This is a genomic window from Bacillus sp. FSL K6-0042, assembly GCF_038006685.1.
Taxonomy (GTDB): Bacteria; Bacillota; Bacilli; order Bacillales; family Bacillaceae_G; genus Bacillus_A; species Bacillus_A pseudomycoides.
The window spans coordinates 3,605,947-3,623,692 of record NZ_JBBOVS010000001.1 but is presented as its reverse complement, the minus strand read 5'-3'; the positions used below and the strand labels follow the sequence as shown (position 1 = coordinate 3,623,692).

The 17,746-nt window shown below is 37.8% G+C and carries 20 protein-coding genes and 1 tRNA gene; 8 read left to right on the top strand and 13 right to left on the bottom strand.

The features are described 5' to 3' along the window. Positions 1 to 284 precede the first annotated feature (284 nt). The 10 genes from MHH45_RS18465 to MHH45_RS18420 form a co-directional block, all read right to left on the bottom strand. Positions 285 to 833, bottom strand: a complete 549-nt coding sequence (locus MHH45_RS18465) for a hypothetical protein (RefSeq protein WP_229161399.1) — start codon at positions 831 to 833, stop codon at positions 285 to 287. 176 nt (positions 834 to 1,009) lie between these two features. After that, complete coding sequence (gene eno, locus MHH45_RS18460; RefSeq protein WP_016112481.1) at positions 1,010 to 2,302, bottom strand: phosphopyruvate hydratase; 1,293 nt, start codon at positions 2,300 to 2,302, stop codon at positions 1,010 to 1,012. Positions 2,303 to 2,335: 33 nt separating this feature from the next. Beyond that, positions 2,336 to 3,865, bottom strand: a complete 1,530-nt coding sequence (gpmI, locus tag MHH45_RS18455; RefSeq protein ID WP_016112482.1) for a 2,3-bisphosphoglycerate-independent phosphoglycerate mutase — start codon at positions 3,863 to 3,865, stop codon at positions 2,336 to 2,338. Next, a complete protein-coding gene (gene tpiA, locus MHH45_RS18450; RefSeq protein ID WP_016112483.1) occupies positions 3,862 to 4,617 on the bottom strand; it encodes a triose-phosphate isomerase in 756 nt (251 codons plus the stop codon). Before tpiA ends, gpmI begins: the two co-directional genes overlap by 4 nt. A gap of 32 nt (positions 4,618 to 4,649) precedes the next feature. Continuing rightward, the gene (locus MHH45_RS18445; protein ID WP_016112484.1) at positions 4,650 to 5,834 is read right to left on the bottom strand and encodes a phosphoglycerate kinase; all 1,185 of its coding nucleotides are present in this window, start codon (positions 5,832 to 5,834) and stop codon (positions 4,650 to 4,652) included. Positions 5,835 to 5,968: 134 nt separating this feature from the next. Continuing rightward, positions 5,969 to 6,973, bottom strand: coding sequence for a type I glyceraldehyde-3-phosphate dehydrogenase (gap, locus tag MHH45_RS18440; RefSeq protein WP_016112485.1), 1,005 nt, complete (start codon positions 6,971 to 6,973; stop codon positions 5,969 to 5,971). Positions 6,974 to 6,999: 26 nt separating this feature from the next. Continuing rightward, on the bottom strand, positions 7,000 to 8,028 hold the full coding sequence (cggR, locus tag MHH45_RS18435; protein ID WP_016112486.1) for a gapA transcriptional regulator CggR: 1,029 nt from the start codon (positions 8,026 to 8,028) through the stop codon (positions 7,000 to 7,002). 135 nt (positions 8,029 to 8,163) lie between these two features. Further along, the gene (locus tag MHH45_RS18430; RefSeq protein ID WP_016132395.1) at positions 8,164 to 8,409 is read right to left on the bottom strand and encodes a glutaredoxin family protein; all 246 of its coding nucleotides are present in this window, start codon (positions 8,407 to 8,409) and stop codon (positions 8,164 to 8,166) included. A 9-nt stretch (positions 8,410 to 8,418) separates the two neighbouring features. Beyond that, positions 8,419 to 9,726, bottom strand: a complete 1,308-nt coding sequence (gene rpoN, locus MHH45_RS18425; RefSeq protein ID WP_016112488.1) for an RNA polymerase factor sigma-54 — start codon at positions 9,724 to 9,726, stop codon at positions 8,419 to 8,421. A gap of 456 nt (positions 9,727 to 10,182) precedes the next feature. Further along, positions 10,183 to 10,258: transfer RNA gene (locus MHH45_RS18420), tRNA-Arg, on the bottom strand. 182 nt (positions 10,259 to 10,440) lie between these two features. Between MHH45_RS18420 and MHH45_RS18415 the strand changes: the two genes are divergently transcribed. The 8 genes from MHH45_RS18415 (at position 10,441) to clpP (ending at position 15,073) form a co-directional block, all read left to right on the top strand. After that, entirely contained in the window at positions 10,441 to 10,647 is a 207-nt protein-coding gene (locus MHH45_RS18415; protein ID WP_003201925.1) for a DUF1657 domain-containing protein, read from the top strand. Positions 10,648 to 10,762: 115 nt separating this feature from the next. Then, positions 10,763 to 11,251: a YhcN/YlaJ family sporulation lipoprotein gene (locus MHH45_RS18410; RefSeq protein ID WP_016112489.1), complete on the top strand. Its 489-nt coding sequence runs from the start codon at positions 10,763 to 10,765 to the stop codon at positions 11,249 to 11,251. Positions 11,252 to 11,285: 34 nt separating this feature from the next. Further along, complete coding sequence (spoVAC, locus tag MHH45_RS18405) at positions 11,286 to 11,762, top strand: stage V sporulation protein AC (protein WP_016112490.1); 477 nt, start codon at positions 11,286 to 11,288, stop codon at positions 11,760 to 11,762. Continuing rightward, positions 11,763 to 12,779, top strand: a complete 1,017-nt coding sequence (gene spoVAD, locus MHH45_RS18400; protein WP_016112491.1) for a stage V sporulation protein AD — start codon at positions 11,763 to 11,765, stop codon at positions 12,777 to 12,779. Next, on the top strand, positions 12,776 to 13,126 hold the full coding sequence (spoVAE, locus tag MHH45_RS18395) for a stage V sporulation protein AE (protein WP_016112492.1): 351 nt from the start codon (positions 12,776 to 12,778) through the stop codon (positions 13,124 to 13,126). The genes spoVAD and spoVAE overlap by 4 nt, the downstream gene beginning before the upstream one ends. Positions 13,127 to 13,137: 11 nt before the next feature. Further along, complete coding sequence (locus MHH45_RS18390; protein ID WP_003201916.1) at positions 13,138 to 13,344, top strand: DUF1657 domain-containing protein; 207 nt, start codon at positions 13,138 to 13,140, stop codon at positions 13,342 to 13,344. Positions 13,345 to 13,364: 20 nt separating this feature from the next. Next, a complete protein-coding gene (locus MHH45_RS18385; protein WP_088094067.1) occupies positions 13,365 to 14,240 on the top strand; it encodes a DUF421 domain-containing protein in 876 nt (291 codons plus the stop codon). 251 nt (positions 14,241 to 14,491) lie between these two features. Further along, positions 14,492 to 15,073 (top strand): ATP-dependent Clp endopeptidase proteolytic subunit ClpP, encoded by a 582-nt coding sequence (gene clpP, locus MHH45_RS18380; RefSeq protein WP_001049163.1) that lies wholly within the window; start codon positions 14,492 to 14,494, stop codon positions 15,071 to 15,073. Between the two features lie 311 nt (positions 15,074 to 15,384). On the opposite strand, the gene MHH45_RS18375 is transcribed toward clpP, so the two are convergent. From MHH45_RS18375 to MHH45_RS18365, 3 genes are all read right to left on the bottom strand, one after another. Beyond that, positions 15,385 to 16,095: a Crp/Fnr family transcriptional regulator gene (locus tag MHH45_RS18375; protein ID WP_016112494.1), complete on the bottom strand. Its 711-nt coding sequence runs from the start codon at positions 16,093 to 16,095 to the stop codon at positions 15,385 to 15,387. 219 nt (positions 16,096 to 16,314) lie between these two features. Then, positions 16,315 to 16,479 carry a rubredoxin gene (rd, locus tag MHH45_RS18370; RefSeq protein WP_000759862.1) on the bottom strand — a complete coding sequence of 55 codons (165 nt, stop codon included), beginning with the start codon at positions 16,477 to 16,479 and terminating at the stop codon, positions 16,315 to 16,317. A gap of 25 nt (positions 16,480 to 16,504) precedes the next feature. Next, a complete protein-coding gene (locus tag MHH45_RS18365; RefSeq protein WP_016131098.1) occupies positions 16,505 to 17,725 on the bottom strand; it encodes an NAD(P)/FAD-dependent oxidoreductase in 1,221 nt (406 codons plus the stop codon). Between the last annotated feature and the right edge of the window lie 21 nt (positions 17,726 to 17,746).

The following is a 17,746-nucleotide window of genomic DNA, read 5'->3' as shown; positions in this document are numbered from 1 at the left end:
TTTCTATTCTTATCATAGTATAAATTGTAAAAAGCTGCAATTTATCAACTTGACAAAGAAAATAGCATATGTTATACGCTTACACCCTTGGTATGACTGGGTTTCCGAGCTTAATTTACGTCAAAAACATTGACCTAAAATAAAAAGTTTATATTTTCTGATTTTTGGGATTTGCTATTTTAAAAAAAGAAATATTCTCTTATAGATTTCTTTAAATATGTGAATCAAGTTCACAATATCCCTAAAAATTTGTCCTAAAAAAACATAAAAAGAACACTAATACGTTACCTAGTGTCCTTTTTATATAATGCCTGATATACTACATCACAAAATTCTTTACTCCCATGTACTATGAAATTTATCTTCGTTGCAAATTCAATTGTTAGCATCCAATCTTTATTCCTTCCAATAAGCCCCGTATAACTTGTGCCACCTTCAACTGCTCTGTTTTCTGTTAATAGGTAATACAATGGAAATAGCGCATAGTTCTTTTCTGCTCTCTTTAAGCTATATGATCCAATACTCTCTACTACCCTTGCAATATTATCATGAACATTAACGTTAAAATAGTAACACCCTTCATTTAGTCCTGTTTTTCTACACCCTTCTAATATAGCTGCGTTTAGCTCTTCTGGAGAAAAAGTGGCGGGTTCGGAATTATGAACAATTGAACATACTATTGTATGATGTTTGGCTAAATTGACTGAATATAAAATGGTGTTTACATCAAAGTAGCAGTCTTCCAGAAAATCAATTGGAAAAATGTATTTTTCTAACCATTCTGTAATTTCATTAGATTCTTCATTATCTATCGCTGTACTCAGTTTAACCATTCCCATTACCCCATTTCCTCTCTTGATTAAACATTTTCTATTTATATCACAGGTTCATTATATTAAATTGTTTTATTGATGTTAACTCACATGCATTACAAACATATAAAAAACCTCCTATCATAAATAGGAGGTTTTTTATCACTTAATTTAAACAATTAAAAACTACATTTAAATTATTTTTTTAAGTTATAGAAAGATTTTAAACCATCGTAAACAGCGATTTCGCCTAGTTCGTCTTCGATGCGTAATAATTGGTTGTACTTAGCAATACGGTCAGTACGGCTCATAGAACCAGTTTTGATTTGGCCAGCATTCGTTGCAACTGCGATGTCAGCGATTGTAGCATCTTCAGTTTCACCAGAACGGTGAGATACAACTGCTGTGTAACCAGCACGTTTAGCCATTTCGATTGCTTCGAAAGTCTCAGTTAAAGTACCGATTTGGTTAACTTTAATTAAGATTGAGTTAGAGATACCTTTTTCGATACCTTCAGCAAGTTTTTGAGTGTTCGTTACGAATAAATCGTCACCAACTAATTGAACTTTTTTGCCAAGACGGTCAGTTAATAATTTGTGGCCATCCCAGTCGTTTTCGTCTAAACCATCTTCGATAGAAATGATTGGGAAGTCGTTGCAAAGACCTTCGTAGAAATCAACCATTTCTGCAGAAGTCATGCTGCGGCCTTCGCCTGTAAGATCGTATTTACCAGTTTCTTTGTTGTAGAACTCAGAAGAAGCAACGTCCATTCCTAAGAATACGTTCTCGCCAGCTTTGTAACCAGCTTTTTCGATAGCTTCGATGATTACTTCTAATGCTTCACGGTTAGAACCAAGGTTTGGAGCGAATCCACCTTCGTCACCTACCGCAGTGTTAAGACCTTTGTCATGTAATACAGCTTTTAATGCATGGAATACTTCAGCACCCATACGGATTGATTCTTTGAATGTTGGAGCACCAACTGGTAAGATCATGAACTCTTGGAAATCAACGTTGTTATCAGCGTGAGAACCACCGTTGATGATGTTCATCATTGGAGTTGGTAATTGTTTTGCATTGAATCCACCAAGGTAACGGTATAATGGAAGACCTACGAAGTCAGCTGCTGCGTGAGCTACTGCCATAGATACACCAAGGATAGCGTTAGCGCCTAATTTACCTTTATTTGGAGTGCCATCTAATTCGATCATAGCACGGTCGATACCAGCTTGGTCAGTTACGTCAAAACCAACGATTTCTGGAGCGATAGTTTCGTTAACGTTGTTTACTGCGTTAACAACACCTTTACCAAGGTAACGAGATTTGTCACCGTCACGTAATTCTACTGCTTCGTGCTCACCAGTAGATGCACCACTTGGTACGATAGCGCGTCCGAATGCGCCGCTTTCTGTGTAAACTTCTACTTCTACAGTTGGATTACCACGAGAGTCTAAGACTTCGCGAGCATAAACATCAATAATTGTTGACATAATATTTTCTCTCCTTTTATATATGCAATTTAATTATTTAATAATTGGTTTACCTGTCATTTCTTTCGGTTGTTCCACATTTAAAAGTGTAAGCATTGTTGGAGCGATATCTCCTAAAACACCGCCTTCACGAAGCTCAACATCATTTTTTGTAACGATGAAAGGAACCGGGTTTGTTGTATGAGCTGTCATTGGCCCACCGTCAGAAGTTAACTCCTGATCAGCATTACCATGGTCCGCAGTAATAAGTGCTACACCATCTTTTGCAAGAATCGCTTCTACAACTTTTCCTAAACATTCGTCAGTTGCTTCTACTGCTTTAATTGTTGGTTCCATCATCCCAGAATGGCCAACCATATCACAGTTTGCAAAGTTAAGAATGATAACATCATGTTTATCATTTTCGATTTCATTTACTAAAGCGTCGGTTACTTCGTAAATGCTCATTTCAGGTTTCAAGTCATACGTTGCAACCTTCGGTGAGTTAATTAAGATACGTTCTTCTCCTGGGAATTCAGCCTCACGACCACCGCTAAAGAAGAATGTAACGTGCGGATACTTTTCAGTTTCCGCGATGCGAAGTTGTTTTAATCCCGCTTGCGCAACAACTTCACCTAATGTGTTATCAAGGTTCATTGGCTTAAATGCCACGTACCCATCTACTGTTTCACTAAAGTGTGTCATACATACGAATTCTGGAATGTGAGGTATTTTTTCACCACGATCGAACTCACGGAAGTCTTCGTTTGTAAATACACGTGCAATTTGAATTGCGCGGTCTGGACGGAAGTTATAGAAGATTACTGCATCATCATCATTGATTGTTGCAACTGGCGTTTCATCTTCATTAACAATTACAGATGGTAATACGAACTCATCATAGATACCATTTGCATAAGAGTCCTCTACGCATTCATGTGCTGATTTATAAGTAGGTCCTTCGCCATTCACCATAGCACGGTAACATTTTTCAACGCGATCCCAGCGCTTGTCACGGTCCATGGAGTAATAACGACCAGAGATAGTCGCGAATTGTCCTACACCTGTTTCTTTAATTACTTCATTTGTTGCATCGATATAACCTTTTGCTGTTTGTGGTCCAACATCGCGGCCATCTAAGAATGCATGGATGTATACTTTCTCCACGCCTTCTTTTGCTGCTAAGCGAAGAAGAGCAAACATATGGTTCATGTGACTGTGCACACCACCATCAGAAAGTAAACCGAATAAATGAAGAGCTGTACCTTTTTCTTTTACGCTTTTAATTGCATTTTGGAATGTTTCGTTCTTATCGAACTCACCTTCACGAATTGCAACGTTCACACGTGTTAAGCTTTGATATACTACGCGGCCAGCACCGATATTTAAGTGACCAACCTCAGAGTTACCCATCTGACCTTCTGGAAGACCCACTGCCTCGCCACATGCTGTAAGCGTTGTGTGAGGAAACTTGTTCCAGTAACCATCAAAATTAGGTTTCTTAGCTTGTGCTACAGCATTCCCGTAAGTTTCTTCACGTAGTCCGAAACCGTCAAGAATGATTAAAGCTGTTGGCTTTCTCATTTTACCGCCCCCAGAAGGCCTAAGAAGGAAGCTGGCTCTAAGCTAGCACCGCCAACTAAAGCGCCGTCGATGTCAGATTGTGCCATGTACTCTTTAATGTTTTCTGGTTTTACGCTACCGCCGTATTGAATACGAACAGCTTCTGCAGCTTCTGGAGAAACAGCTTCTGCAACAACTTTACGGATGTGCGCACATACTTCATTTGCATCTGCAGAAGAAGAAGATTTACCTGTACCGATAGCCCAGATTGGCTCATAAGCGATAACAGTTGCTTTCACTTGCTCTTCTGTTAAACCTGCAAGTGCTTTTGTCACTTGACCTGCTACTAGATCAAATGTTTTTCCGCTTTCGCGTTCTTCTAAAGTTTCACCACAGCAAACGATTGGTGTTAAACCATGTTCAAATGCTGCAAGAGTCTTTTTGTTTACTGTTTCATCTGTTTCAGCAAACATTTCACGACGCTCAGAGTGGCCAAGTACTACGTAGCCTACTTTTAAGTCGCTAAGTGCTACTGGGCTAATTTCGCCAGTGAATGCACCATTTTTTTCGAAGTGCATGTTTTGTGCACCTACTTGTAAGTCAGTTCCTTCAGATGCTGCTACTAAGCGCTCTAAGAAAAGAGCTGGAGAGCAAACTACTGCATCAACAGCTGAAGCTGCTGGGATTTGACCTTTTACTTCCTCTACGAAGCTAACTGCTTCAGATAGAGTTTTATTCATTTTCCAGTTACCTGCGATAATTGGTTTACGCATGCTTTGCACCGTCCTTTTTCTTTGGCTGCTACTTATTTGTCGTTAAGACAAACTACACCTGGAAGTTCTTTACCTTCCATAAATTCTAATGACGCACCGCCGCCAGTAGAAATGTGGCTCATTTTATCAGCCATACCGAATTTTTCAACAGCTGCTGCAGAGTCACCACCGCCGATAACAGAGTATGTACCTTCTGCATCTGCTAATGCTTGTCCTACTGCTTTTGTACCTTCTGCAAAAGGAGTCATTTCAAATACACCCATTGGTCCGTTCCATACAACAAGCTTAGAGTTTTTAATTACATCTGCGTAAATTGCGCTTGTTTTCGGCCCGATATCCACACCTTCCCAATCAGCAGGAATAGAATCGATATCTACAATTTGTACGTTTGCAGTTTCAGAGAAATCATCTGCAATTACGCAATCAACTGGCATGTAGAAGTTTACGCCTTTTTCTTTCGCAAGTTCCATAAACTCTTTTGCTAAATCAACTTTGTCATTTTCACATAGAGATTGTCCGATTTCATGACCTAACGCTTTAACGAATGTATAAGCAAGGCCACCACCGATGATTAAGTTATCTACTTTGTCTAATAGATGACGAATTACACCGATTTTATCTTTTACTTTCGCACCACCGATGATCGCTGTGAATGGGCGCTCTGGGTTAGAAAGTGCTTTACCTAATACTTCTAACTCTTTTTCCATTAAGAAGCCTGATACTGCTGGTAGGTAGTCTGCAATACCTGCAGTAGAAGCATGAGCACGGTGAGCTGCACCGAATGCATCGTTAACGAAAAGATCAGCAAGAGCTGCAAATTCTTTTGCTAATTCTGCATCGTTCTTTTCTTCGCCCGCATAGAAACGTACGTTTTCAAGAACTAATATGTCGCCTTCGTTCATTGCTGCAACCATTTCTTGTACAGCTGGTCCGAATGCTTCGTCTGCTTTTTTCACGTCTTTACCAAGAAGCTCACCTAAACGTGCAGCTACTGGAGTAAGACGCATTTCTTCTACTACTTGGCCTTTTGGACGACCTAAGTGACTTGCTAAAATAACTTTCGCTCCTTGCTCTACTAAATATTGAATTGTAGGAAGAGCTGCACGAATACGAGTCTCGTCTGTAACTTTGCCATCTTTCATAGGTACGTTGAAGTCAACGCGGCAAAATACTCGTTTACCCTTTAAATCTACGTCACGAATTGATTTTTTGTTCATTGGATTTCCCTCCGACTAGTTAGGATTGACAAAACCCATTCAAAAGCTTATCACATTTGCTTCTAAAACGAAAGAAGAGAGAGGGAACAAACCCTCTCCCTCGTTTTGTCATTGAGAACTTATAAACTTAAGAATTAAAGACCTTTAGAAGCGATGTAGTCTACTAAGTCAACTACGCGGTTAGAGTAACCAGTTTCGTTGTCGTACCAAGAAAGAACTTTAAGCATGTTGCCTTCCATAGTCATTGTAGATAATGCATCAATTGTAGAAGAATTTGTGCATCCGTTATAGTCGATAGATACTAATGGCTCTTCGCTGTATCCAAGGATACCTTTTAATTCGCCTTCAGCTGCTGCTTTGAATGCTGCATTTACTTCTTCAACTGTTACTTCTTTGTCAAGTTCAACAACTAAGTCAACAAGAGAAACGTTAGCAGTTGGAACACGTACTGCGCCACCGTTTAATTTACCTTTAAGTTCTGGTAATACTAATGCTACCGCTTTAGCTGCACCAGTTGTAGTTGGAATCATGCTCATTGCTGCTGCACGTGCACGACGTAAGTCTTTATGTGGTAAGTCTAAGATTTGTTGGTCGTTAGTGTAAGAGTGAATTGTTGTCATCATTCCACGTTTGATACCGAACTTCTCGTTAAGAACTTTAGCGAATGGTGCTAAGCAGTTTGTAGTACAAGAAGCGTTAGAGATTACATTGTGTTGAGATGCATCGTATTCTTCGTGGTTAACACCCATAACAACAGTGATATCTTCGTCAGAAGCTGGTGCAGAGATGATAACTTTTTTAACTGATCCACCTAAGTGTTTTTCAGCGTCTGCTTTTTTAGTGAAGCGTCCAGTAGATTCTACTACTACTTCTACTCCGTAGTCACTCCATGGTAATTGTGCTGGGTCACGCTCAGCGATAACTTTGATTTCTTTACCGTTAACAACGATGCTGTCGCCGTTAGCAGATACTTCTGCGTTTACTGTTCCGTGAACAGAGTCATATTTTAAAAGGTGAGCTAAAGTGTTAGCGTCTGTTAAGTCGTTGATTGCTACTACTTCCACGTTAGGGTTGTTAAGAGCTGCGCGGAATACCACACGTCCGATACGTCCAAATCCATTAATACCAATTTTAGTCATTTGAATTTCCTCCTTGGGGGATTATATTAAAGGGTAATACCCTTTGTTAACTGTTTTGCTGCACCTTCGTCTGTAATTAGAATCGAAGTGTGCCCTTGTTTAATTACAGCCTGTATTGCTTTTGCTTTTGAAGAACCTCCAGCGACTGCAACAACGTGAGATACATGATGTAAATCTTTTAGCTGCATACCTACTGTTTGTACTTTATGAACGACATTACCTTGTTCATTGAAGTAATAACCGAAAGCTTCGCCGACTGCTTCACTTGTTTTAATTTTCATCCAATCTGCTTCTGAAGTACTTCTGCGACGTGCCATTGTTAACGCATCACCTATTCCATGAATGACGATATTGGAAGATCGAATCAACTCAAGAACTTCTTTCACGGAAGGCTCTGTTACAATGGAAGCATATGCTTCGCTACTAACATGGTCTGGAACATACAATAAGCGATAATTACTCATCGTATTCTGTGCCATTTTTGCACAAATGGTATTGGCCTCTAATTCGACGCCTTCTCCAATTCCACCACGTGCTGGGACAAATAGCATATGTAAATCTTTGCAATCTAGTTGCATCATGTCCGCAGCAGCAGCTAGCGTTGTTCCTCCAGCCACAGCAACGATATTATTCGCTGTCAGATGATCTTTTATACAAGTCACACAAGCACGGCCCATCTCCAGCTTGACCCAGGGTGATTCATCACTATCACCAGGAACAACGAAAACTTCATCCAAGTCTAATGTTTCCTTAAGTTGTTTTTCTAAAACCTTTAACCCGGAAATTTCTTTCATAAAGTCTTCCAAAGCAAGAACCACAGTTGTTCCTTCTTCTGTTAAAGTCATTCCAGAAGAGGCGACGTGAACTAAGTTTTGTTCTTTCAAAACTTGTACTTCACTTCGCAATACTCGTTCTGTCATACCAAGACTTGCAGATAAATTTCTTCTGCCAATCGGCTGCATGAGACGAATGTGCTGAAGAATTTGCATTCTCGTTTGCATAACAGGTAGCAGATCAGGTAATAATTTTTTTGTATTTTGAATCCATGAGCGCATATCTTTTCTCCTCACTGCATCGGTTCATTTTCCCTCGTGGTCACTTTGTGTCCCGTAGTGACATTTTATGTCCCACTAGGTTTAAAAAAATAATCCCTGCTACGTTTATTATTGTAACAGGAGATAGAAACTTATTCAACTCTTAACTGCATTCTTTATATAGTTTATTATGACATCTTTGTGAATGACACCGCATCCCGCCTGTTTTCCGTCAATTTCCACGACCGGAATCATAAGTTGATACTTTTCTAAAAGCTCATCGTCTTCATATATATCTATTTCCTCGATTTCAAAAGAATATACATGCTGTACCTCTTTCAAAATCTGTTTTGCTTTCACGCAAAGGCCACAATCTGTTTTCGTATATAAAACAACCTTCATCTTCTTCACCTATCCAATTGTTTTTCGAAGAGAAGAAGCAGGAATGTTCATTTGTTCTCGATATTTTGCAACTGTTCTACGAGAAATAACGATTTCATGCTCTTCTTCTAACAATTTTGAAATTTTCTGATCGGAAAGTGGTTTTTTCTTGTTTTCTTTTTCTACAAGCGTTTGCATCAATTGCTTTACACGTTTTGTAGAAACGGCCTCATCTTCTGTTGTCACCACTGCATTGCTAAAAAATGATTTCATTTCAAACAATCCGTGCGGCGTTTGTACATATTTATTACGGGTAGCACGGCTAATTGTAGATTCATGTACACTTAGTTCTTCAGCTACTTCTTTTAAGGAGAGTGGTTTTAAGTACTCTGGCCCCTGCCAAAAGAAATCATGTTGTTTCTTCATAATGATTTCCATCACTTGCAAAAGCGTTTGTTTCCGTTGCTTTAAACTGCGCATAATCCACTGCACATGCTGATACTTCTCAGATACATAAGAAGCAACCTCACTTTCACTATTATGAAGAAGTGCACTATACTCTGAATGAATTTCAATCCTTGGCATGTTACGTTCATTCATTTGTAAAACGAGACGATCGCCGTCCTTTTTAACAGCCATATCAGGAACAATATAAAGCGGTTTTTCAGAGCTAAACGCAAGCCCTGGTTTTGGCTGAAGCGATGTAATACAATCAACAGCTGATTGTAATTCTTCATTATTACATTTCATAACATGGCTAAGTTTCCGCCAATCTTTCTTAACAAAATACGCGAAATGTTCATCCACAATCATTTCTGCCAGCTCATCTCGTTTTTGTAAGCGCTTCAATTGAAGTGATAGACACTCCTGAATATTACGTGCTCCCACCCCCGCTGGCTCTAATGACTGGACAAGCTCCATAGAACAGTCCACTACATCAATATGTGCTGCAAGTAGTTCTGCTAATTCTTCATTTGTTTCTTGTAAATAACCATTCTCATCCATGTTCATAATGATGAAAGAAGCTGCTTTTCGCTGTTCTTCATCTATTTTATAATACTGTATTTGATCTAATAAGTGTTGCTGAATCGTTGTCGAATCCACACTGTAAATTTCCATTTGATTATCAATTTGTTTGCTTGTACTTTTACTTTTGCTTGAGCTCTTTTTCTTCTCCCTCTCAAAGCCACCTAACTCAATAAGGGGATTCTCTAACGATTGCTCATACAAAAACTCCGATAATTCCTGCACATTATATTGGAGCATTGTAATCGCTTGTCTTAACTCTTGTGTCATGGCCAAACGTAAGCTTTGTTCTTGTAAAAGACTTGCCTTCAAACTAATCTCCCCCTTGTTTCTATTGTACAATAAGTTCCCTAAAAGGAGAATCCTGCGCAGATACCCATTCCAAATATTATTAATTTATATGTATTAATGAAATTTACATCTTACAACTGAAAAATGGATAATATTGAAAGAAAACAATAAAAAATATATATAAATACAAGTTGAAGAACTGACATAAAACCTTTCTTTTTTGAGTAGAAGAGAGGATCCGCTCAAAAAAGAAGCGGTCAGTGCCTTTTTTAGCCCCGTGCCAAGTGAAAACAAAGAGAGAGACCAAATGCAGGTCACCTTTTGTTCTTCATAACGGCGACTGATACGCTTGAAAATCAAAATGAATATATAACAATCATTTTTATAACCACATACTAATAGTAAATCTTATGAACAGATATAACAAGAAGGAAATAAAAAAGTCCTAACCTACAAATGTAAGTTAAGACTTTTTGACGCGCCCAGAGGGATTCGAACCCCCGGCAGACGTGGTACCGGAAACCACCGCTCTATCCGACTGAGCTATGGGCGCATAAATGATATATTGGTAATTATATCTTCTTATGCCAATGTACGCAACTACTATCATATAAAAAAGCTCTCCTCACTATTTCTTCAAAAACAAATCATCAATCCTAAATTTGGTAATTATAATTTAGGTCCTACTCACAAATTATAATCATTGAATTCATATTCTTAAGGAGGCTTCATTCAATGACTGTAATTACAAAATTAAAACAAACTGTTTCTGGATTAAAAAGTGCGCAAGCAAGCTTAGAAGGGTTCGCTCTTGATACGGACAACCAACAAGCAAAACAACTTTTCCAAACAGCTGCACAACAAACACAATCTATTATTGATTCTTTAAACCCACGTGTTGATGAAGTTCAGCAAGAAGAGCCTCAATACGGACAACAATAAGTGAAAGTACTATACCATCTCATGGCACTCACTTTTTGAGAAACAGAAAAAGGATGATTCCATATCATCCTTTTTCACTCAGATTACATAAAGCAATAGAAATGGAATGATCGTAATGCGAAAACTTGGAATCATAACCGCGTTATTCGTACTCCTACTCAGCTCATTTACCGGCTGTGGTAGGAGTCCATTAGATAAAAAAGTAAAAAAAGAAGAAGCGAAACGAACAGAGGAAAAGAATGGTCCAAAGTTAACGAAGATGAGTACAGAATCCTTTAATCAGTCTATCTCTCAAGAGGCAAAGAAGAAAGTACTTGCTATGGAGGAAATAATAAAAGCCACAGCCGTTAACTCCAACTTAGATCTTTACATAGCTGTCAAACCAGAGCATCACGAAAGATTTGGTTTAAAACCTCTGCGCACCAAAATCAAAAAACAATTAAGCGATGAGTATCCTACTTTCGATATTCGAGTAAGTACAGATCGAAAAATTTTCATGCTGTTAGATACGCTAGAGAACAAAATTAAGAAAAAAGAAGTAAACAAGGATCAGATTAAAAAACAATTAAAGCTCATTCAATCAGAAATAAAATCCGATACGTAATTGTACGTTTTCTAAAAGAAAAGGAAGGATTCAAATGTCCAGTAAAGACAAAAATTTAACACCTGTACAACAGGAATATAAAAAATTCGCACAACAGCGCGAACCGAAACGGCCTGTTTTAAAAAATTGTATAAAAGCTTTTTTTGTTGGCGGTCTTATCTGTTTTATTGGCCAACTCATCTCTACCTTTTATATCACCTATTTCGATTTCACTGAAAGATCTGCTGGAAACCCAACAGTAGCGACACTCATTTTCATCTCTATGTTGCTAACTGGATTCGGTGTGTATGACCGTCTTGGACAATTTGCTGGCGCTGGTACAGCTGTACCGGTTACTGGTTTTGGCAATTCTGTTATCGCCGCATGCATCGAACACCGCACGGAAGGTTTTGTCCTTGGGGTAGGTGGCAATATGTTTAAATTAGCAGGATCCGTTATTTTATTTGGTGTATTTTCTGCTTTCGTAATCGCTCTTATTAAAACCATTCTTATTCAATGGGGAGGCTTGTAAATGTTACAAGGACACCGAACATGGGTATTTGAAAATAAACCAGTTATCATTTCAACAGGTGTAATCGGTGGGCCATTTGAAGCAAAAGGAAAAATCCCTGAAGACTTTGATACTCTTCATGAAGATTTATGGCTCGGGCAAGATTCTTATGAAAAGGCGCATAAAATTTTATTTGAAGAAGCTTGTAGCCGCGCAACGGAGAAAGCAAGACTTCGTAAAGAAGATATTCAATTTGTACTCGCCGGAGACTTAATTAACCAAATTACACCTTCAAGCTTTGCTTGTCGTACACTTGGCACTCCTTATCTTGGATTATTTGGTGCTTGCTCTACTTCTATGGAAGGCCTTGCTCTCGGTGCAAGCATTGTAAATGCAAAAGGTGCAAAATATTTATTAACAGGTTCATCAAGTCATAATACAGCCGTGGAAAAACAATTCCGCTATCCAACTGAATACGGCGGTCAAAAACCACCTACCGCTCAATGGACCGTAACTGGTGCTGGGGCTGCGCTTTTAAGTAGTGCAGGAGATGGACCGCGTGTGACATCCGCAACAATTGGACGGATTGTTGATATGGGCTTAACTGACCCCTTTAACATGGGAGGCGCGATGGCTCCAGCTGCTGTCGATACAATCGAAGCACATTTACGCGATATGCAAATTGATGCATCTCACTATGATTTAATCGTAACGGGCGACCTAGGTCATGTCGGACGTGAAATTTCCTATGATTTACTGCATAAACACGGAACAAAAGTAAAGAGCGAGCAATTTCAAGATTGTGGATTGCTCATTTATCGGGAAGGCCAACCCGTCTTAGCTGGCGGAAGCGGGGCAGGTTGTTCAGCAACAGTCGTATACGGACATTTATTAAACCGAATGAAGAAGGGTGAGTTCAAAAGAATGCTTGTCGTAGCGACCGGCGCTTTATTGTCTCCTCTTACATTTCAACAAGAAGAAACCATTCCGTGCATCGCTCATGCCGTATCGATTGAATTTGGAGGTGTAGAGCAATGATTTTTTTCTGGGCTTTTGTCATCGGTGGACTCATCTGCGTAATCGGACAGCTTATGTTTGATGTCGGTAAGCTCACGCCCGCTCACACAATGGCAACACTCGTTGTTGCTGGTGCTATATTAGATGGATTTAATTTATATGAACCACTAATCGATTTTGCCGGAGCTGGGGCAACCGTTCCGATTACAAGTTTCGGAAACGCCCTTGTTCATGGAGCAATGGCAGAAGCGGCAAAGCACGGGATTGTCGGCGTTATAACAGGTATGTTTAAAGTAACCAGTGCTGGTATCTCCGCAGCCATTATATTCGGATTTATCGGCGCATTACTATTTAAACCAAAAGGATAAGAGGTGTTCCCATGACCGTTGTTGCTAGTGTAAAAACATGTCTCGCTAGTTTAAAAGGTGCCCAAGCAAGTTTAAGTACCCTTTCACAAGACGCGGCTGACGAAGAAGCAAAACGCGTTTTCCATGAATGTATGTTAGAAATGGATAGTGTTATCGCTGATTTAAAGAACAGAATTTCGATGTTAGAACGGGAAGAACCACAATATAAAGGATTTTAGGCAAACTGGAGGGAATTTATATGCCTCACATTCACATACCAGAATGGCCACTTGTCATTATACGTTCTTTATGTATCTTGATTATTTTATTCGCTATCACAAAATGGCTTGGAAAAAGACAAATCTCTCAGCTTTCTTTTTTCGAATACATAGCCGGTATGACAATTGGTGATATCGCTGCTGAAGTATCGACTGGTCTAGAACAAAACTTTTTCCACGGTGTTTCCAGTATACTTGTTTTTGCGATCGTACCTTTTCTCGCTGGACTTGCTTCTTTAAAAAACAAAACAGTACGAGACTTCTTTGAGGGAAAATCTACTGTTTTTATAAAAGATGGAAAAGTACTCGAAGATAATTTGAAGAAGGAAAAATATACAAGCGATGAATTACTCGAACTCCTTCGTAAAAAAGATGTATTCAACATAGCTGATGTTGAATTTGCTGTATTAGAGCCAAATGGCGAATTAAACGTCTTATTGAAAAAGGATAGACAACCACTAACCGCAAAAGACATCGGACTAAAAGTGCCAAACGAAAAGGAAACACATACAGTGATTATGGATGGAAATGTACTAGATGAACCACTTTCAGCTAGCGGTCATAATCGCGCTTGGCTTCACATGGAGTTAGAGAAGATTGGAGTTGTAATAGAAAATGTCTTTCTTGGACAAGTCGACTCTTACGGACAACTTACTGTCGACATCTATAATGACAAAATCCAAATGCCTTCGCCTCAAAATAAGCCATTGCTATTAGCTTCTCTAAAAAAATGTCATGCTGATCTTGAATTATTTTCTTTAGAAACAAAATCGAAATCGGCAAGCCAAATGTATAGTAAAAATGCACAACAAATCGAACACATTTTAAATAAAGTAACCTACCTCTTAAAAGAATAGGAACCAAAAGGACGCTTCTACAAAAAAGGCGTTCTTTTGTTTTTTTATAAATAACATACTTCTCCTATTACGTTTAAATTTATATAATTCGGTTATGATGTTGAAGATACATAAGCAGGGAATTCCAAAAACATAGCGAATAAATCATGATACAACTACATATTTTTTTGATTTAAAGTGGTTTCGTTTGACCTTTATTGACCATAATTGTATTATAAGACTAAGAAAGCTTTCAAAGGAGGAAATAACAGATGAATTTAATTCCTACAGTAATTGAACAAACAAATCGTGGAGAACGCGCTTACGATATTTACTCTCGACTATTAAAAGACCGCATCATTATGCTTGGTAGCGCAATTGATGACAACGTAGCAAACTCAATCGTTTCCCAGCTTTTATTCTTGGAATCTCAGGATCCAGAAAAAGATATTCACATCTACATCAACAGTCCTGGCGGTTCTATCACAGCAGGTATGGCAATTTACGATACAATGCAGTTTATTAAACCACAAGTATCAACAATTTGTATCGGTATGGCAGCATCTATGGGTGCGTTCCTACTTGCAGCAGGTGAAAAAGGAAAACGTTATGCACTTCCAAACAGTGAAGTAATGATTCACCAACCACTTGGCGGCGCACAAGGTCAAGCGACTGAAATCGAAATCGCTGCAAAACGTATCCTATTCTTACGTGAAAAATTAAACCAAATTCTTGCTGATCGTACAGGTCAACCATTAGAAGTTCTACAACGCGACACAGACCGCGACAACTTCATGACAGCAGAAAGAGCACTAGAATACGGCTTAATCGATAAAATCTTTACAAATCGTTAATAGATTAAAAGCGGAAGCGGCTCGTTTAAAAAGGTTGCTTCACAAAAAAGCTATCGCATATGCGATAGCTTTTTTCTTATGGAATAGCGAAAGTGTTTCGAAACAAAACGCTAATAGAAGCTTTAATCAGTACCACTGGTTAAAATTTCACTTTCTCTCCCACCTAATTCTCCCTCTGAATCTTGAGATAGGAGCTCATTCTACGAAAGAACAAGTGAAGAGCAGTATGTTTCCAAAAGTAGAAAGGAATTCAATATTATGCATAGTCTCCTTAATATTGATTTTTATCTAGTTTAATATACCCTATCCAGTTACTCGATATATTCTCTAAAAGCTAACTTATTTTCAACTATAATCTGCTTATTTCCAATTGACGTCATAAATCCTAAATCTTCAAATTTACTTAATTTACGACTAATTGTTTCTCTTGTCATTCCTATATAGTTTGCCATTTCTTCTCGTGTCAATGGTAAGTTTATAAGTATTCCTTTATCAGTATCTTTACCATACGTTTCACAAAATTCTAGAATTATATAGGCGATTCTAACTTCCGGATTATTTGTTGCCAAATTGTGTGCTAAATTCTCCGTGTGTGCTAACCGTTGTGTAACGGTTTTTAACAATTTTAATGCAATACCTGGATTCCGCTCCATAATACTATCCATATCAACTTTTGTTAACATACAAATTTTTGTATCTTCTATAGCATATGCACTGAAATTACTCTTCTCATCGCAATTAAATATATTTAATTCACAAAAACATTCACCACTTGTTAAAATATGCAAGATTTGCTCTTTTCCTTGAAGAGTTAATTTGGATAACTTTACTTGCCCCTGATTAATAATAAATAATGTATCTGACTTCTCTCCTTCATGAATTAATGGTTGCCCCTTTTTAAATTGCTTATGTTTTGTCATTGAAGCTATTTTTAAAATTTCTTCATCAGATAGGGACTGAAAAATGAGGACCTTTCTTGGACAAGGCTTCACTGTATTTTTACGATAACATTTTTCTTTCACATTACCTCACCTAACTTTAAATATATTATATAAAGTGAAACTTTAATCAGTAAGAATTTTCTTATCCCTTGCCTAACCTCTCTACTTTTGCTGAATTCTATCGTATCTACATTATTATATCTTTTCTTAAAGTACCCACGTGTGACCCCAATCACATAAAAAACTCTTTCCTTATAAAAAATAACGAGAGATTAAATAATCTTCTCGTTACTTTTTTTGCTATTCTTCTACTGGCGCAAAATGTTCAGTATCTTCTCCACATACTGGACACACCCAATCTTCTGGTAAATCTTCAAAACTTGTTCCTGGTTCTATATCTTCGTCTGGATCTCCAATTTCTGGATCATAAATATAACCACATGGTAAACAAATATATTTTTTCATTATAATGCCTCTTTCTATTACCATATTAAGATTGTAGTTTCTCTTTTACCTTGCTCATTATTTCACTTATATTCGTATTTTTTATATTGATCTCTTCCAATGATACTTGTTCTTCAATAGCGGATTTGTAAGGGATAGATGCAACTACTCCTTCTAATGAGATAACACCTACTATTTTATTATCTTTAATAAACAACCTTGTATATTTCTCTTTGCCATCCTCTTCAACAATCGTTGTATCACATTGTTTTTCATCAATACATCCAATTGAAAATAAAGATATATCAAACGCATTAAAGATTGTAACTGGAATTGCTTTCTTGTAAGTAGCAGAAATAGAAACCATGTTACTACCTGCAATTTTTCCTTGATCCATTGCTCGTCCCCATAGACCGTCAATTTCACCATTTACCTCCGCTACATCCCCAGCAGCATATACAGACTCCACATTCGTTTCCATCATCTCATTGACAACAATACCTCTATTTACGTGGATAGGAGTATGATTCACTAGTGAAATGTTAGGAGTGACTCCAATTGAATACACAACACTATCACAAGCAATTCGTTGATCACCATTTACTTTAATTCCAGTTACTTCTTCTCCTCCGAGAATAGAATCAATAGTTGTATTTAAATATACCTTTACTCCTGCACTTTCAATTTTTTGTTTTAATAAAAGAGACGTTTTCTCATCTAATTGTCCTCCCATTAATTTATCTGCAACTTCTACAATTGTTACTTTTTTACCTGCATTCACGATAGACCAAGCTGTTTCTAATCCTTGTACGCCTCCCCCAATGTTTACAACACTCTTTTTACCTTCTAAACATGTTTTAAAATCATCCGCGTCATGCATGTCTCTAATCGTAAAGACATTTTTTTTATTTATTCCATCTATTCGTAGCTTCTTATTATTTGCACCTGTACAGATTAACAGTTTGTAATAAGCAATTTTTTCATTATTCGCTGTAACAATATGTTGCTGCTTCGTATCTATTTTTACCACCTTTGTATTTGTAAAAACTGATATATTATTTTTTTGGTACCACTTCTCTTTTTTGATTAAAACTTTTTCGCTATGCAAATCTGTGTATAACTCTTTTGATAGTTTAATTCTGTTATAGGGTAAAGGCGATTCTTCACCAAAAATGAATATATTTGAATCTTTATCATGGTCTCTAACTATTTTTGCAGCATTTACAGCAGCTACTCCGCTTCCGATAATAACAAAATTCTTTTCCATGTCTTCACCTACGTTTTTCTA

Bases quoted from the DNA above. Each gene is read 5' to 3' on its own strand.
- MHH45_RS18465 (WP_229161399.1), bottom strand. From the start codon at position 833: ATGGTTAAACTGAGTACAGCGATAGATAATGAAGAATCTAATGAAATT.
- eno (WP_016112481.1), bottom strand. From the start codon at position 2,302: ATGTCAACAATTATTGATGTTTATGCTCGCGAAGTCTTAGACTCTCGT.
- gpmI (WP_016112482.1), bottom strand. From the start codon at position 3,865: ATGAGAAAGCCAACAGCTTTAATCATTCTTGACGGTTTCGGACTACGT.
- tpiA (WP_016112483.1), bottom strand. From the start codon at position 4,617: ATGCGTAAACCAATTATCGCAGGTAACTGGAAAATGAATAAAACTCTA.
- MHH45_RS18445 (WP_016112484.1), bottom strand. From the start codon at position 5,834: ATGAACAAAAAATCAATTCGTGACGTAGATTTAAAGGGTAAACGAGTA.
- gap (WP_016112485.1), bottom strand. From the start codon at position 6,973: ATGACTAAAATTGGTATTAATGGATTTGGACGTATCGGACGTGTGGTA.
- cggR (WP_016112486.1), bottom strand. From the start codon at position 8,028: ATGCGCTCATGGATTCAAAATACAAAAAAATTATTACCTGATCTGCTA.
- MHH45_RS18430 (WP_016132395.1), bottom strand. From the start codon at position 8,409: ATGAAGGTTGTTTTATATACGAAAACAGATTGTGGCCTTTGCGTGAAA.
- MHH45_RS18415 (WP_003201925.1), top strand. From the start codon at position 10,441: ATGACTGTAATTACAAAATTAAAACAAACTGTTTCTGGATTAAAAAGT.
- MHH45_RS18410 (WP_016112489.1), top strand. From the start codon at position 10,763: ATGCGAAAACTTGGAATCATAACCGCGTTATTCGTACTCCTACTCAGC.
- spoVAC (WP_016112490.1), top strand. From the start codon at position 11,286: ATGTCCAGTAAAGACAAAAATTTAACACCTGTACAACAGGAATATAAA.
- spoVAD (WP_016112491.1), top strand. From the start codon at position 11,763: ATGTTACAAGGACACCGAACATGGGTATTTGAAAATAAACCAGTTATC.
- spoVAE (WP_016112492.1), top strand. From the start codon at position 12,776: ATGATTTTTTTCTGGGCTTTTGTCATCGGTGGACTCATCTGCGTAATC.
- MHH45_RS18390 (WP_003201916.1), top strand. From the start codon at position 13,138: ATGACCGTTGTTGCTAGTGTAAAAACATGTCTCGCTAGTTTAAAAGGT.
- MHH45_RS18385 (WP_088094067.1), top strand. From the start codon at position 13,365: ATGCCTCACATTCACATACCAGAATGGCCACTTGTCATTATACGTTCT.
- clpP (WP_001049163.1), top strand. From the start codon at position 14,492: ATGAATTTAATTCCTACAGTAATTGAACAAACAAATCGTGGAGAACGC.
- rd (WP_000759862.1), bottom strand. From the start codon at position 16,479: ATGAAAAAATATATTTGTTTACCATGTGGTTATATTTATGATCCAGAA.
- MHH45_RS18365 (WP_016131098.1), bottom strand. From the start codon at position 17,725: ATGGAAAAGAATTTTGTTATTATCGGAAGCGGAGTAGCTGCTGTAAAT.